Here is a 13,560-nt window from a genome sequence, read left to right as displayed (position 1 = left end):
GGCCCCAGCGTCGCGCAACAATGAGCATTTGGGGTAATCGGTCCCGGCCTTCGCCGGGACGACACTGAGTTTGTTGCGGCGTCGAAACTCAGACATGGGCATTCTGAACGCTGCGGCGCCGCCGGCGCCACCTCAGCCCCGCCGCTTCTTCTTCGGCTTCTTGCCGAACTTCGGCTTCGCCGACACGTCCGGCCACTGCGTAGGTCCGGCGTGGCTGGACTTGCCCGGATGCTTCTTTTTCTTTCCGAACCGCGGCTCGTCGCCGGATTTCGGCTTGAAGCCTTTTCCGTCCCGATCGGATCGGAACGAGTCCCTGGATTCCTTCCTTGACGCGTATTCCTGACGCGAACCGCTCGCGCCTTCGCTCGAAAATGCTCTGGCCTCGCGGTCCGGCGTGCCGCGCCGCTTTCCTGCACCCTCGGCGCGCGGCGCGCTGTATCCGCCGTCGCCATCGTCGCGCCAGGGCTTGCGCGCCGGCTTCTCGCGCGCCTCTCCCTGCGGCGCGCCCGCCAGCGGCTCGATGCGGATGCTGTCTTCCTTGTCCGGACGCTTGATCTTGACCGCGAAGGAATCCGCGACCCGCGCGGCGATCTCGAATTCGGTGGTCGTGTCCATGATCTTGATCGCGCCGATGTCGCGTTTGTCGATGCCGCCACGGCGGCAGATCATCGGCAGCAGCCAGCGGGCTTCGGCATTCTTCCGGCGTCCGATCGCGGCGCGGAACCAGACGGTCGCCTCCTCCATGCCATGACGCGCGGATGACTTGCCGGTCTTCGATCGCGGCCCGACGGCACGATCATCGCGGCGCGAGGCGCGCTCGCCGCGGCGATCGTCGCGGTCCCGGCCGCGTCCCTCGCCGGGATCGAGAATGTCTTCGGGCGCAGGCAGCCGCGCGCGGTAGAGCCGGGCGAGCGCTGCGGCAATCGCCTCGGGCGCGCGTTCGGCGAGCAAGGCCTGCGCCAGCGCCAGATCGTCTGATGTCGCCTCCTCGGAGAACACCGCATCCTGCAGCAGGCGATCATGGTCGAGCTTGCGGATCTCCTCCGCCTGCGGCGCGGAGCCCCAGACCACATCGATGCCGGCGAGATCGAGCAGCAATTCGGCGCGCCGCCGCCGTGCCGGAGGCACCAGCAGGATGCTGACGCCCTTGCGCCCGGCGCGGCCGGTGCGGCCCGAGCGATGCTGCATGACCTCCGGGTCTTTCGGCAGATCCGCGTGAATGACGAGATCGAGGCTCGGCAGGTCGATGCCGCGCGCCGCGACGTCGGTCGCGACGCAAACCCGCGACCGCCCGTCGCGCAACGCCTGCAGCGCCTGGGTCCGCTCGTTCTGGGTCATTTCGCCCGACAGCGCGGCGACGGAGAACCCGCGCTCGAGCAGCGCCGCCTGCAAATGCCTGACGGCCTCACGGGTGTTGCAAAACACCAGCGCGCTCGGCGCCTCATGGAAACGCAGCACGTTGACGACGGCGTGCTCGACATCGTCGGCGGCCACCCGGATGGCGCGGTACTCGATATCGGCATGGCCGCCTTCGTCGCCCGCGACCTCGATCCGGAACGCCTGCTCCTGATACTGCTTGGCAAGCGCGACGATGCCGCGCGGAAACGTCGCCGAGAACAGCAAGGTGCGGCGGGTGTCCGGCGTGGTCTCGAGGATGAATTCCATATCCTCGCGGAAACCGAGATTGAGCATCTCATCGGCCTCGTCGAGCACGACGACCTTGAGTTCCGAAATGTCGAGACGGCCGCGCCGCAAATGGTCGCACAACCGGCCGGGCGTCCCGACCACGATGTGGGCACCCTCGGCAAGCTCGCGCTGCTCGCGGCGCGGGTCCATGCCACCGACACAGGAGACGACGCGGCCGTCGGCCTGTTCATAAAGCCAAGCAAGCTCGCGCTGGACCTGCAAGGCGAGCTCGCGCGTCGGCGCGACGATCAGGGCCAGCGGGGCGGCGGCCGGCTCGAACCGCTCGGCGCCGTCGAGCAGGTCCTTTGCCATGGCCAAACCGTAGGCAACGGTCTTGCCCGAGCCGGTCTGGGCTGAAACCAGGAGATCGCGGTCCACAGCGTCGTCCGCGAGCACGGCGAACTGGACCGGGGTCGGTTGATCGTAGTTGCGCTCAGCCAAGGCGCGGGCGAGCGGCAAACTTGTGGTCGGAAAGGGCACGAGATGGGAAACCTTGATTGGTCCGGGCGCAGAACGTCGAGCGGGACGACCTGGAGCTGCGTACCCGGCAGGCGGCACAGCCGCATGACGATTTGGGGTGCTTTACGCCAAGAAGCGCCAAATCGCCATGCCCCCGTCGCAGAAAAGCTGGCGCGCGGATCAGCCGGACTGCCCGATCGGGGCCGTAGGGCCGGTCAGCGCGATGGCGGGTGACGGCTTCGCCTGATCCGCAAGACCGTCCGATCGGCGAAAGCCGTCGCTACTTGGCGTCTTGGCGCATTTGAGAGGTCAAGAGGAACGAGAACGGGACGAGCGCCGTTGCGGGACTCCCCGGACGCGGCATCACTTCGCCTTGAGCGCCTTCTCGTGGCTCTCGAGCGCCGCTGTCATCAGCTTCGGCAATTGCGCGGCATAGACCTCGATGAAGGTGGCATCGCCGCAGGCCTCCGGATCGCGCGCGGCCTGCTCGGCGATGCGCGCGGCCCTGGCCTCGCATTTCGCGAACATGTGCCAGAACCAGTCCGCGTTCTTGCCGAGTGCCGGCTTGTTCTTCTTGATGACGGCGGCGCCGACGGCGCTCATCGCGCTGACGACGCCGGCGCCCAGCGTGCTGATGGCGCGCGCGTTAAGGATGTCCTCGCGCCCTTGCGCGGTGGCGTTGGTCGCGGTCGCTCGTCCCTTGGCCGGCATGCTGTGAGCTCCTTCGATCCCTGCGGCGGATGCAGCATCGGCCGCGGAAGTTGAGGAAAGCTCAAGGGGCATGGTTGAAAAGCGCTATGGATTTCATTCCGGTTTTATGCGCTTCCGAGCGATCGGGCCTGGAGGGGCGTTTTGCCCTCTTCTCCGCGCGGGAATCCGTCAGGCGTCGTTACCCTTTGGCGCCGTAGCGGCGGATCAGCTGACCGGCGACATCGTCGAGATCATTGCCGACGACCTGCGGCTGCGGGCCGACGCCGAGGACATCGTTGCCGGGACGCTTGATCAGCGCGGCCTCCCAGCCGGCCGCGACCGCGCCCAGCGTGTCCCAGGTGTGGCAGGCGATCAGGCAGAACTCCGAGGGCTTTGCCCCGAGCTCCTTCTCGACATAGCCATAGGCCTGCCGCGACGGCTTGTGATGCTTGACGCCGTCGGCCGAGAAGCGCCGCTCGAACAGATCGACGATGCCGCCATGGGTCAGCTGCCGGGTCTGCACCTCGAGCAGATTGTCGGTCAGCGTGAACAGGCGGAAACCCGCCGCGCGCAGCTTGCGCAGCGCGCCGGGCACTTCGCCGTGCGGCGGCATGGTGGAGAATTTCTCGGTCAGCTCCTGCTTGTCGGCATCGTCGATCCTGATGCCGCGGGTGTCGGCCAGCATCTTCATGACCGCGGCGCCGATATCGGTGAACGGCACGTAGCACCCGGCCACCGTGAGCGAGGCCGAGTACATGATGAAGTTGGCGAACCACAGCCGCATCGCGCTCTTGTCGTTGAAGATGCGCGCGAACACCGGCTCCATGGTCTCGAGGTCGAGCAGGGTTTCGTTGACGTCGAACACGACCAGGGGAAGTGCCATTTTTTTCTCCGTTTGGTTGGGTTTGGTTCTCAGCCCCTGTCCTTCATCCGGCTGCGGTGCGCGGCCTGCTTGGCGCGGTTGCCGCAGATCGCCATGCTGCACCATCGGCGCGCACGCGCCCGCGTGTGGTCGGCAAACATCAGCGTGCAGGCCGGGCCCTCGCACGCCTTGATGTCGGAGAAGCTTTCCTCGCAGACGACCCTGGCCATCGCTTCCCCAATCGGCAGCAGCAATGTTTCGGCCGAGCGCCAGCGCCGCGTCCGCTCCAGCGCGAAACCCTCATGGCCGTCTTCGCCGTCCTTGCGGCGATGCGCCACGATCCGGCTGAACGCCTGATCGCTTTCCAGCAGCCGGTTCAGCGGCTCGAGCTCCTTGAGCGCCCGCGGCGTCAGCGGCCGGCCCATATGCTTGCGGACGAAGCCGCGGAACCATTCGCGCAAATCGCGGGCCTGACCGGCGGCGTTGTCGAGCTCGCCAGGCGTCGCGCGCGCCTTGAGCTCGTCGAGCACATCGGGCGGCACCAGCTGCGCCTGCGCGAGCCAGCGCAGCAGGCCGTCGCCATCGGCGATCCAGTCCACCGGCGTATCGACCGGCGTCGCGATCGAATTGATGAAATCGAGGCCCAGGCTATCGGCGATGAACATCGCGGGCGGATGGGATTGCACGGTGACGCCCTCCTGGCGGCTTTCTGACGGCTTCCTCAGTCACGGAAATAGTAACCTGATAAAATCCATTTGACAAGTTACGAGCCCCAGCCCATAAGCGCAGTAACCCATCAATTTGCATTTTAGAGGTTACGGCCAAAACCGGCCTGAGACGAGGGAGCGGACAATGTCGAACGAGAATGTCAGCGTGGTGCTTGCCCATGGCGCGTGGGCCGACGGCTCGAGCTGGGCGCGGGTGATCACGGCGCTCGACGCCGAGGGCATGACGGCGGTGGCGGCGCCGCTGCCCCTCACCTCGCTCGCCGACGACGTCGCCGCGCTGAACCGCACCCTGGACCGCGTCGCGGGCCCGGTGGTGCTGGTTGGCCACGCCTATGCCGGCGCCGTGATCGCCGGGACCCGCTCGCCGCGCGTCAAGGCGCTGGTCTATGTCGCGGCGCTGGCGCCGGATGAAGGCGAGACGGTCGCCGACGTATTCTACCGGCTGCCGCCGCATCCGTTCGCGCCGAAGCTCGCGCCCGACGCCAATGGCCTGATCTGGCTGCCGGAGTCGGCCTTCGCAGCGGCCTTCGCGCAAGGCGCGCGGTCCGAGGACCTCGCGGTGCTCGCCGCGGTGCAGCGGCCGATCTCGCCGGCCTGCATCACCGTGCCGGTCGGCCGCCCGCTCTGGAAGGACGTCCCGAGCTGGTTCCTGGTTGCCGAGGACGACCGGATGATCGCGCCCGAGACCCAGCGCAGCATGGCGGCGCGGATGCAGGCGACCGTGCGCTCACACCCCGTCGATCACACCCCGATCGTCACCGCGCCGAAGCTCGTCACCGACATCATCCGGGAAGCGGTCGAGAGCGTTACAGAGCACTGACCTCTTCCCACGATTTCGGACAGGAGAGCTGCCATGCAGGAGAAACGTCTCTCGGCCGACCGGCTCGGCGCGTTTTCCGACGCGGTGATCGCCGTCATCATCACGGTGATGGTGCTGGAACTGAAGCCGCCGGAGGGCTCGCGGCTCGCCGACCTGCTGCCGCTGTGGCCGACCGCGATCAGCTACGCTGCGAGCTATCTGTTCATCGCGGTGATCTGGGTCAATCATCACCATCTGCTGCATCTGGTGCGGCAGCCGACGCCGCGGCTGATCTGGCTGAACTTCGTGCACCTGTTCGCGGTCTCGCTGCTGCCGTTCGCCACCGCATGGGTCGCGCGATCGCACATGGCGGCTGCGCCGGTGGTGGTCTATGCGGTGATCTTCCTCCTGATCGACCTCGCCTATCTCGCCTTCGAACGCGCGGTGCTGGCGCAGGCGGACCAGAGCGCGATCTCCGAGCGCGTGCGGACCTGGACGCAGCGCCGCACGCTGCTCGCGCTGCTGGTGTTCGCGGCCGGCGCCGCCATCGCCCCGTTCATGCCGCTGCTGGGCTTTGCCACCGTGTGCTGCGCCCTGCTGCTCTATCTGCGTCCCGAAGCGATCAGCGGGCTCGCCAGGCAAATCAAATCCTAAGTCCCAGAACTCACCAGCGCACGACCACAAGGAGTGACAGATGTCTCAGATCAAGTACCGCACCGCCGATGTCGACGGCTTTAACATCTTCTATCGCGAAGCCGGTTCGCCCGGCGCGCCGAAGCTGCTGCTGCTGCACGGCTTCCCGAGCGCGGGCCATATGTTCCGCGATCTGATCCCGCAGCTCGCGGACAAATTCCACATCGTGGCGCCGGATTTGCCCGGCTTCGGCCAATCGGACATGCCGCCGCACGACAAGTTCAACTACACCTTCGAGCGCATCGCCGGCGTCATCGATCGCTTCACCGAGGTGATCGGCTTCGATCGCTTCGCGGTCTATGTGTTCGACTATGGCGCGCCGACCGGCTTCCGCATCGCGGTCAAGCATCCGGAGCGGATCACGGCGATCATCTCCCAGAACGGCAACGCCTATGAGGAAGGCCTCAGCGACGGTTGGACGCCGATCAAGGCCTATTGGCAGAATCCCTCGCCGGCGAACCGCGACGCCTTGCGTGCGTTCCTGACGCCGGAGACCACGCGCTGGCAGTACACCCACGGCACATCGGATCCGGCGGCGGTGTCGCCGGACGGACAGAACCTCGACAACTACTACATGGCGCGGCCCGGCGCGCACGACGTGCAGCTCGATCTGTTCGGCGACTACAAGACCAACGTCGCGCTCTACCCCACCTTCCAGACCTATTTCCGCACCCACCAGCCGCCGTTCCTCGCGGTGTGGGGCAAGAACGATCCGTTCTTCCTGCCGCCGGGCGCCGAGGCGTTCAAGCGCGACAATCCGAAGGCGGTCGTCAAATTTTTCGACACCGGCCACTTTGCGCTGGAAACGCATGCCGCCGAGATCGCGCAAGCCATCCGCGTATTCCTGAGCCGCTGACTCAAGGATGTCGGCACCCACAACTCTATCCGCGTCATTGCGAGCGAAGCGAAGCAATCCATAGCTCCGCACAACGGAAGGATGGATTGCTTCGTCGCCGTCGCTCCTCGCAATGACGGGCTCACATCCACTCAGTCGCGCCGACCACTGCAAGGAAGTACACATGACTACATCCGTCGCCATCGTGACCGGCGCCAGCTCCGGCATCGGACGCGCCGCCGCGCTGCGGCTCGCGCGGGATTTTTCCGCCATCGTCCTCGTCGCGCGCAGCGGCGAGAGGCTGCGCGAGGCCGGTCAGGAGATCGAAAGACGCGGCAGCACGCCGCTGGCGCTCGAGCTCGATCTCGCCGCGCCTGATGCCGCTGATGAAATCGTCAAGGCCACGCTGGATCGCTTCGGCCGCATCGACGCGCTGGTCAATGTCGCAGGCTCAGTGCCCGGGCTCGATCTGTTCGAGATGACTGATACGCAATGGGACGCCGGCCTCGCGCTCAAGTTCCACGGCGCCAGGCGGCTGACGATCCGCGCCTGGGACGCGCTGAAAGCATCGCAAGGCGCTGTCATTTTCACCTCAGGCAATGCCGCCGTGCTGCCCCGCGCCGGCGCCGCCGCGGTGGGCACGATCAACGCCGCGATCGAGGCACTTGCAAAAGCCTTCGCCGAGCGCGGCATCGACGACGGCGTGCAGGTGAACTGCGTGTCCCCGGGCGCCGTGATGACCGGCCGCCGCCTCGCGATGCTGGAGAAGGCCGCCGCAACCAGGCAAGTCGATGTCGACACCGCCAAGGTCGGCTTCCTCAGGCAGGCCGGCATCAGGCGGTTCGGCACGCCGGAGGAGATCGCCGACCTCGTCGCCTATGCCGTGTCGCCGCCGGCGCGCTGGATGACCGGCACCGTGCTGCGCATGGATGGCGGCGAGATCAGGACTGTCTGACATCGCCGCGCTATTGCCGATGCGCGCGCGGTCATGCTTTCGGCCCCTGCGCGGCGCGCGCCGCGAACATCGCGAGCAGGCGGCCCCAATCGCCTTCGGTATCGAAGATGCGGCGCATCTCGGCGGCGCGGGCGCCGTAACGGTCGAGCTTGCGGTGCTCGAGCTCGACGCGGGTGGCGTCCTTGCCGTCGGCAATGAAGCGGACCTCGATCTCGGTCTTCAGGTTCGGATCGTACTGCCAGTCCGCGGTGATGTCCCACGACAGCACGAGGCGCGACGGGGGCTCCCAGAGCAGCACGCTGCCCCAATCGCAGGTGCTGCCGTCGTCGCCGCGTTCGTACCAGCGGCCGCCGACACGCGGCTCCATGATTGCATCGACCGCATTGGTCTTGCCGATCTTGTAATGCGCGAGCGGCCACCACGTGCCCATCTGCTCGGTGAAGACGCGCCAGGCCACCGCCGGCGGCGCCTCGACGTTCATCACCTTGCGGACGCTGTAGGGATCGTAATTGTCGGAGGTCGCTTGCATCGTCATCGGGATCTCCTCTCTTTGGCGGCTTCGCGTTCGGCCGCGTGCTTGAAGGCGGTGAGTGTCTTGTCCCAGAATCCGTCGAGCCAGCCGCGCAGGCTCTCCAACCCGCGGGTGTCGATGGCATAGAGCCGCCGCGTGCCTTCGATCCGCACCACGGCAAGGCCGGCTTCCTTCAGCACCCGAAGATGCTGCGACACTGCCGGACGGCTCACCTTGAGGCCGTCCGCGATCTCCTGCACCGATCGATTGCCCTCACGCAGCCGCTTGAACACCATGCGACGGGTCGGGTCCCCCAGCGCGTCGAGCGCGCGTTCGGCGCTGATCATGATCGTATCGTCCGTTGTTGGATTTAACGTAAGTCAACACTTACGGTAAGTCAAGGCTAACGCTCGGTTCCAAATGAAACGGCGCGGCTCCGATCGAAGCCGCGCCGTTCAAGTCGTCTTGCCGCAAGTGCAGGCGCTTACGCCGCCGTCACGCGCCAGATCACGTTGCCAACGTCGTCGGCCACCAGCAGCGAGCCGTCGGGGCCGAGCGCGACGCCGACCGGGCGGCCGTACGACACCTTCTCGTCGGGCGCGAGGAAGCCCGACAGGATGTCGCGCGGCGGCCCCGCGGGACGGCCGTCCGCGAACGGCACGAACACCACCTTGTAGCCTGACAGCGTCGAGCGATTCCACGAGCCGTGCTGGCCGATCACCATGCCGTCGGGGAAACCCGGCAGCGTGCCCTGCGGCATCCAGCACAGGCCGAGCGAGGCGGTGTGGCCGCCGAGCGCGTAGTCCGGCTGGATCGCCCTGGCGACCATCGCCGGATCCTGCGGCACGCGATCGTCCACTGTCTTGCCCCAGTAGCAATAGGGCCAGCCGTAGAAGCCGCCGTCGCGTACCGAGGTCAGATAGTCCGGCGGTGTCTCGTCGCCGAGGCCGTCGCGCTCATTGACGACGGTCCACAGCACATTGGTAGTCGGCTCCCACGCGATGCCCACCGGATTGCGCAGGCCGCCGGCGAAGATGCGGCTGGTGCCACCTGCGAGATCGAGCTCGTAGATCGCGGCACGGCCTTCCTCGACCGCAAAACCGCTCTCGGCGATGTTGCTGAGCGAGCCGACGCCGGCATAAAGCTTCTTGCCGTCGGCGCTCGGCAGCAGGCTGCGCGTCCAGTGCCCGTCGGGCTTGAAGCTGACGAGCTTGCGTCCCGGCGCGGTGATGCGATCGGCGCCCGCAGTGTAGGGAAACGCCACGACGCCGTCGGTGTTACCGACATAGAAGGTGTCGTCGACCAGGGCCATGCCGAACGGCTGGCTCAACCCCTCCATGAAGGCGCCGCGACTTTCGGCGACGCCGTCGCCGTCACGGTCGCGCAGCAGCGTGATGCGATTGGCGCTGACGCCGAGCGCCGCGGCGCGCCGCATCGTCGCCTGCATCGCGTAGTGGAAGACGCTGCGCGGCTTTCCTGCGATCTGCGTCGCTTCCGCGATCAGCACATCGCCATTGGGCAGCACATTGATCCAGCGCGGATGATCGAGCCCGGCGGCAAAGGCGTTGACCTTGAGCCCGGGCGCGGCGACCGGCTTCTGATCCCTGTCCCAGCCCCGCGCCGTCGGCATCTTGAGCGTCGGGATCGCGCCCTGCGGTTTGGCCTGCGGGATCTCTGGCGCGCCGCCCCAGGCGGGCGCGGGCTGCGCGCCCTGCATCCGCCGCCACGCCAGGGCGCCGGCCCCGATCGCCGCGACGACGCGGGCAAAAACTCCAGACGTGCTCATGAAACTTCCCCTGTAATTGCGCAGTGTTAGCGCGCCTTGTCATTCCCTTGCCGACCGGCCGCGGCCCGCAGCAGCATTCGCATAATGCCGGCCCTGATGACAGTAGTTATACGATCTTCGCAGCCGCGCACGAATCGGGGAGACTGGCTGCATGCTCCCTTGTCAGGGCGCTTTCCTCCCTGAGACCTTGCCCGCCGCAGTGGCGGGCTTCCTTTTACGAACCGCCCCGGCTTTTCGAGGCGCCGCTCGCGCAGACGCCGTTATAGCCATGGAAGCATAACGGGCCGGCGACGGATGCATCCTGCCGGGCAGAGCCCGGCAGTGCCCTCCCGGAACACAAGCCCCTTCACAAGAACCTGATCCCACGCCCGCGCAGATTTGCCTTTGCGAGATGCATGGCAGATCAGGAACGCCGCTCCATGGCGGTCGTTGGTCGGGACACCAGCAAGGAGAGTGTGAATGCAACGAAAGACCAAGATATTGTCCCTCGCCGCGGCGTCCCTGATCGCAACAACGGCAGGCGCGTTCGCACAAGGCTACTATCCTTACGGGAACCCTGGTCCGAGATATTACGGCGGCCCCCGCTATCAGGCCGTGCAGCCTGACGTGATGTACTCTCCAGCGGAGCCGGGCTGGTACGGTTCATTCAACGGCACCAACCACCCGACGCCGAGCTCGACCCAGGGCGACGTGGGTCCTGAAGGGAACAACAACGGTACGCTGACCGGCGTGTACAGGCGCTGGTAGGCCCGCGAATTTGAGGCCCGTCGCTCGGCCTGAGCGACGGGCCTTTTTGCTGTTCCACGTTCCACATATGCAAACGTGGGAACGTGAGGTTCGACTTTTTCGCTGAGGCGTTACTTCACCATCGCGCCGTAGACGATGTCCTGCACATTCTCGCGATAATATTTACGCAGCTCGCCCGGCGCTGCGGTTCCCACAACGACGACAAGGCGCTCCTTCGGATCACAGAAAAACTGCGTGCCGTAGGCGCCGTTCCAGGTGAACTCGCCGGGATTGCCCGGCACCGACGACAGCCCCTCGCCGGTCCGCACCGCGACCGACAGCCCGAAGCCGAAGCCGCCACGATGCGGTTCGACCGCGGCGACGTTGTTCTTGATCTCCGGCCCGAGATGGTTCGACGTCATGTGATGCACCGTCTTAGGGCTGAGGATGCGCTTGCCGTCGAGCTCGCCGCCATTGAGCAGCATCTGCCCGAAACGCAGATAGTCGCCGACGGTCGCGAACGAGCAGGCGCCGCCGCAATCGAACCTGGTCGGCGTATCGAGCAGCTTGATGGCTTGCGGCTTGCCGGTGAGCGGATCGTTCGGGAACGGACGCGCCAGCCGCGCGCGCTGTGCATCGGCCGGGTGGAACGTCGCATCCTTCATGCCGAGCGGCTTCCAGACATTGGCCGCGAGATAATCGCCAAGCCGTTGGCCGGAGACTTTCTCGACCACGGCGCCGAGCACGTCGATCGAGAAGCCATATTCGAACTCGGTCCCGGGCTGATGCACCAGAGGCAGCTGGGTGATGCGGTCGATGAAGGCCTGGGTGTCGCCCTCGACCGCCGGCGCGGTACCGTCGGGATAGAGCCGCGCCAGTGCGCTCGAGCTGTCGGGCCGGCCGCCATACATCAGGCCGGAGGTGTGGCGATAGAGATCGTGGATGAAGATCGGCTGCGCCTGCGGCTCCATCTTCAGCGAGCCGTCGGCCTGCTGCACGCCGACCTTCATGTCGGCGAACGCCGGATAGAACTCGGCGACCTTGGCCTGCAGCGGCAGCTTGCCCTGCTCCATCAGCGTCAGGCCTGCAACCGCCGCCATCGGCTTGGTCATCGACGCCAGCGCGAACACCGCGTCGATCGGCATCGGCGTGCCCTTCACCGGATCGAGCTGGCCATACGCCTTGTAATGCACGAGCTTGCCGTCGCGCGCGATCGCCACGACAGCACCGGGCACGCGCTTGGCCGCGATCTCGCGTGCAAAGAAGTCGTCGAGCCGCGCCAGCCCCTGCTCCGAGAAACCGACCTGGTGCGCCGACGTCTCCGGAAGCGGCGCGGCGTGGGCGATGCTGACAGCAAGGCTAGTGGCGGCGGCAGCCGCGGCAATAACGGTTTTTCTCATTGTTTCCTCACCGGGGACCGCGGGCGATTTGTTATGGCGTTCGTTGCCCGCAGCTCGCAGGATTAGATCACGCCGGCAAGGGCGACAAGACTTCGCGGCGCGCGGCCGCGCCTCGCAGGTGCATGCCTTGCTGCGCGAAGAACGGCTCGACCTCGTGCTCGAACGTCTTCAGCGCCGCGCCGATCGCCTGGTGCATGTCGAGATATTTGTAGGAGCCGAGCCGGCCGCCGAAAATGACATTCGGCCGCGACGCCGTCATGGCGTGATAGGAGGCGAGCATGGCGCGGTCGGCGGCGGTGTTGATCGGATAATACGGCTCGTCGCTGCGGCCCGCGAAGCGGGAATATTCGCGGTAGATCGTCGTCCGCGCTTCGGCATGCGCGCGCTCCGGATGCAGATGCCTGAACTCGTGGACCCGGGTGTACGGCACCTCGGCGTCGGCATGGTTGATCACCGCGGCGCCCTGGTAGTCGGCGACGTCGTGCACCTCGCGCGCGAAGTCGACGGTGCGCCAGCCGAGATGGCCGCAGGCATAGCCGAAGAAGCGGTCGATCGGACCGGTATAGACCACGAGCTGCCGCGGATTGATGCGATCGGCGACGTCGAAATAGTCGACGCCGAGCCGGACGTCGATCGCGGGATGATCGAGCATCCGGCGGAAGATCGCGGTGTAGCCACTGGCCGGCATGCCCTCATAGCGGTCGGCGAAGTAGCGATCGTCGAAGGTGAAGCGGACCGGCAGGCGGCCGATGATGTCGGCCGAAAGCTCACGCGGATCGGTCTGCCACTGCTTCTGCGTATAGCCGCGGATCAAGAGATCGTAGAGCGTGCGGCCGACCGAGGCGATTGCCTTGTCCTCGAGATTGCCGATCCCGGAGGCACCACGCCTCCCCGCGGCGCCGTGCGCGGCCGCTTCCGCCGCGATCACGGCGCGGGCCTGCTCGGGCGTCATGGCGCGCCCGAACGCCGCGCACACGGTCGCAAGGTTGATCGGCATCGAATAGACGCGGCCCTTCGCCACCGTGAAGACGCGGTGACGGTAGCCGGTGAACTCGGTGAAGCGGTGCAGATAGCGCCAGACAGTCTCGGAATTGCTGTGGAAGATATGCGTGCCGTAGCGATGCACCTCGACGCCGCTGTCGGGATCGAGCTCCGAATAGGCGTTGCCGCCGATATGCGGACGGCGGTCGAGCACGCAGACGGAGCGGCCGAGCCTGCTCGCCACCTGCTCGGCGATCACGGCGCCGAAGAAGCCGGCCCCCACCACGACGACGTCGAAGCCATCAAGCTGCATGCGCTCTCGCCCTCATGTCGGATCGCGACGGCGCCCGACGGAGCTTCAACGTGCCGGCACGACCGTTTCCGGCGAAATAAATCCGCTCATCAGGATAATTCCGAGCCCGGAACTTCCGGCTCGGCCGTTCAACTGA

The 13,560-nt window shown here is 66.6% G+C and carries 14 protein-coding genes; 5 read left to right on the top strand and 9 right to left on the bottom strand.

Annotated features, from left to right (window positions below):
• Positions 1-132: 132 nt before the first annotated feature.
• From QA635_RS05420 to QA635_RS05405, 4 genes are all read right to left on the bottom strand, one after another.
• The gene (locus QA635_RS05420) at positions 133-2,166 is read right to left on the bottom strand and encodes a DEAD/DEAH box helicase (protein ID WP_283067575.1); all 2,034 of its coding nucleotides are present in this window, start codon (positions 2,164-2,166) and stop codon (positions 133-135) included.
• Between the two features lie 342 nt (positions 2,167-2,508).
• Positions 2,509-2,856 (bottom strand): hypothetical protein, encoded by a 348-nt coding sequence (locus tag QA635_RS05415; protein WP_076827336.1) that lies wholly within the window; start codon positions 2,854-2,856, stop codon positions 2,509-2,511.
• Positions 2,857-3,034: 178 nt separating this feature from the next.
• A complete protein-coding gene (locus QA635_RS05410) occupies positions 3,035-3,718 on the bottom strand; it encodes a haloacid dehalogenase type II (RefSeq protein ID WP_283067572.1) in 684 nt (227 codons plus the stop codon).
• Positions 3,719-3,747: 29 nt separating this feature from the next.
• The gene (locus QA635_RS05405) at positions 3,748-4,362 is read right to left on the bottom strand and encodes a CGNR zinc finger domain-containing protein (RefSeq protein ID WP_283071478.1); all 615 of its coding nucleotides are present in this window, start codon (positions 4,360-4,362) and stop codon (positions 3,748-3,750) included.
• A 187-nt stretch (positions 4,363-4,549) separates the two neighbouring features.
• Here QA635_RS05405 and QA635_RS05400 point away from each other — a divergent pair, with 187 nt between their 5' ends.
• From QA635_RS05400 to QA635_RS05385, 4 genes are all read left to right on the top strand, one after another.
• A complete protein-coding gene (locus QA635_RS05400) occupies positions 4,550-5,245 on the top strand; it encodes an alpha/beta fold hydrolase (protein ID WP_283067570.1) in 696 nt (231 codons plus the stop codon).
• 33 nt (positions 5,246-5,278) lie between these two features.
• Positions 5,279-5,878 (top strand): TMEM175 family protein, encoded by a 600-nt coding sequence (locus tag QA635_RS05395; RefSeq protein ID WP_283067567.1) that lies wholly within the window; start codon positions 5,279-5,281, stop codon positions 5,876-5,878.
• A 40-nt stretch (positions 5,879-5,918) separates the two neighbouring features.
• A complete protein-coding gene (locus tag QA635_RS05390) occupies positions 5,919-6,773 on the top strand; it encodes an alpha/beta fold hydrolase (RefSeq protein WP_283067565.1) in 855 nt (284 codons plus the stop codon).
• A 163-nt stretch (positions 6,774-6,936) separates the two neighbouring features.
• Entirely contained in the window at positions 6,937-7,707 is a 771-nt protein-coding gene (locus tag QA635_RS05385) for an SDR family oxidoreductase (RefSeq protein WP_283067563.1), read from the top strand.
• 31 nt (positions 7,708-7,738) lie between these two features.
• Here QA635_RS05385 and QA635_RS05380 read toward each other — a convergent pair whose 3' ends face one another.
• From QA635_RS05380 to QA635_RS05370, 3 genes are all read right to left on the bottom strand, one after another.
• Positions 7,739-8,242 carry an SRPBCC family protein gene (locus QA635_RS05380; protein WP_225646597.1) on the bottom strand — a complete coding sequence of 168 codons (504 nt, stop codon included), beginning with the start codon at positions 8,240-8,242 and terminating at the stop codon, positions 7,739-7,741.
• A complete protein-coding gene (locus tag QA635_RS05375) occupies positions 8,239-8,565 on the bottom strand; it encodes an ArsR/SmtB family transcription factor (protein WP_283067559.1) in 327 nt (108 codons plus the stop codon). The genes QA635_RS05380 and QA635_RS05375 overlap by 4 nt, the downstream gene beginning before the upstream one ends.
• Positions 8,566-8,702: 137 nt before the next feature.
• On the bottom strand, positions 8,703-10,004 hold the full coding sequence (locus QA635_RS05370) for a PQQ-dependent sugar dehydrogenase (RefSeq protein ID WP_283067557.1): 1,302 nt from the start codon (positions 10,002-10,004) through the stop codon (positions 8,703-8,705).
• A 459-nt stretch (positions 10,005-10,463) separates the two neighbouring features.
• On the opposite strand from QA635_RS05370, the gene QA635_RS05365 reads away from it, so the two are divergent.
• Positions 10,464-10,751 (top strand): hypothetical protein, encoded by a 288-nt coding sequence (locus QA635_RS05365; protein ID WP_075969423.1) that lies wholly within the window; start codon positions 10,464-10,466, stop codon positions 10,749-10,751.
• Positions 10,752-10,861: 110 nt separating this feature from the next.
• On the opposite strand, the gene QA635_RS05360 is transcribed toward QA635_RS05365, so the two are convergent.
• Positions 10,862-12,130, bottom strand: a complete 1,269-nt coding sequence (locus QA635_RS05360) for a serine hydrolase domain-containing protein (protein WP_283067552.1) — start codon at positions 12,128-12,130, stop codon at positions 10,862-10,864.
• A 67-nt stretch (positions 12,131-12,197) separates the two neighbouring features.
• Positions 12,198-13,424, bottom strand: coding sequence for a UDP-galactopyranose mutase (gene glf, locus QA635_RS05355; RefSeq protein WP_283067550.1), 1,227 nt, complete (start codon positions 13,422-13,424; stop codon positions 12,198-12,200).
• Between the last annotated feature and the right edge of the window lie 136 nt (positions 13,425-13,560).

It is taken from the genome of Bradyrhizobium brasilense, from assembly GCF_029714345.1.
Taxonomy (GTDB): domain Bacteria; phylum Pseudomonadota; class Alphaproteobacteria; order Rhizobiales; family Xanthobacteraceae; genus Bradyrhizobium; species Bradyrhizobium australafricanum.
The sequence above is the reverse complement of the archived record's forward strand: the minus strand, read 5'-3'. Positions and strand labels throughout refer to the sequence as shown.

Excerpts from the sequence above, each read along its gene's own strand:
- QA635_RS05415 (WP_076827336.1), bottom strand. The coding sequence starts at position 2,856 with ATGCCGGCCAAGGGACGAGCGACCGCGACCAACGCCACCGCGCAAGGG.
- QA635_RS05380 (WP_225646597.1), bottom strand. The coding sequence starts at position 8,242 with ATGACGATGCAAGCGACCTCCGACAATTACGATCCCTACAGCGTCCGC.
- QA635_RS05370 (WP_283067557.1), bottom strand. The coding sequence starts at position 10,004 with ATGAGCACGTCTGGAGTTTTTGCCCGCGTCGTCGCGGCGATCGGGGCC.
- QA635_RS05400 (WP_283067570.1), top strand. The coding sequence starts at position 4,550 with ATGTCGAACGAGAATGTCAGCGTGGTGCTTGCCCATGGCGCGTGGGCC.
- QA635_RS05360 (WP_283067552.1), bottom strand. The coding sequence starts at position 12,130 with ATGAGAAAAACCGTTATTGCCGCGGCTGCCGCCGCCACTAGCCTTGCT.
- QA635_RS05395 (WP_283067567.1), top strand. The coding sequence starts at position 5,279 with ATGCAGGAGAAACGTCTCTCGGCCGACCGGCTCGGCGCGTTTTCCGAC.
- QA635_RS05405 (WP_283071478.1), bottom strand. The coding sequence starts at position 4,362 with ATGTTCATCGCCGATAGCCTGGGCCTCGATTTCATCAATTCGATCGCG.
- QA635_RS05390 (WP_283067565.1), top strand. The coding sequence starts at position 5,919 with ATGTCTCAGATCAAGTACCGCACCGCCGATGTCGACGGCTTTAACATC.
- glf (WP_283067550.1), bottom strand. The coding sequence starts at position 13,424 with ATGCAGCTTGATGGCTTCGACGTCGTCGTGGTGGGGGCCGGCTTCTTC.
- QA635_RS05385 (WP_283067563.1), top strand. The coding sequence starts at position 6,937 with ATGACTACATCCGTCGCCATCGTGACCGGCGCCAGCTCCGGCATCGGA.
- QA635_RS05365 (WP_075969423.1), top strand. The coding sequence starts at position 10,464 with ATGCAACGAAAGACCAAGATATTGTCCCTCGCCGCGGCGTCCCTGATC.
- QA635_RS05375 (WP_283067559.1), bottom strand. The coding sequence starts at position 8,565 with ATGATCAGCGCCGAACGCGCGCTCGACGCGCTGGGGGACCCGACCCGT.
- QA635_RS05410 (WP_283067572.1), bottom strand. The coding sequence starts at position 3,718 with ATGGCACTTCCCCTGGTCGTGTTCGACGTCAACGAAACCCTGCTCGAC.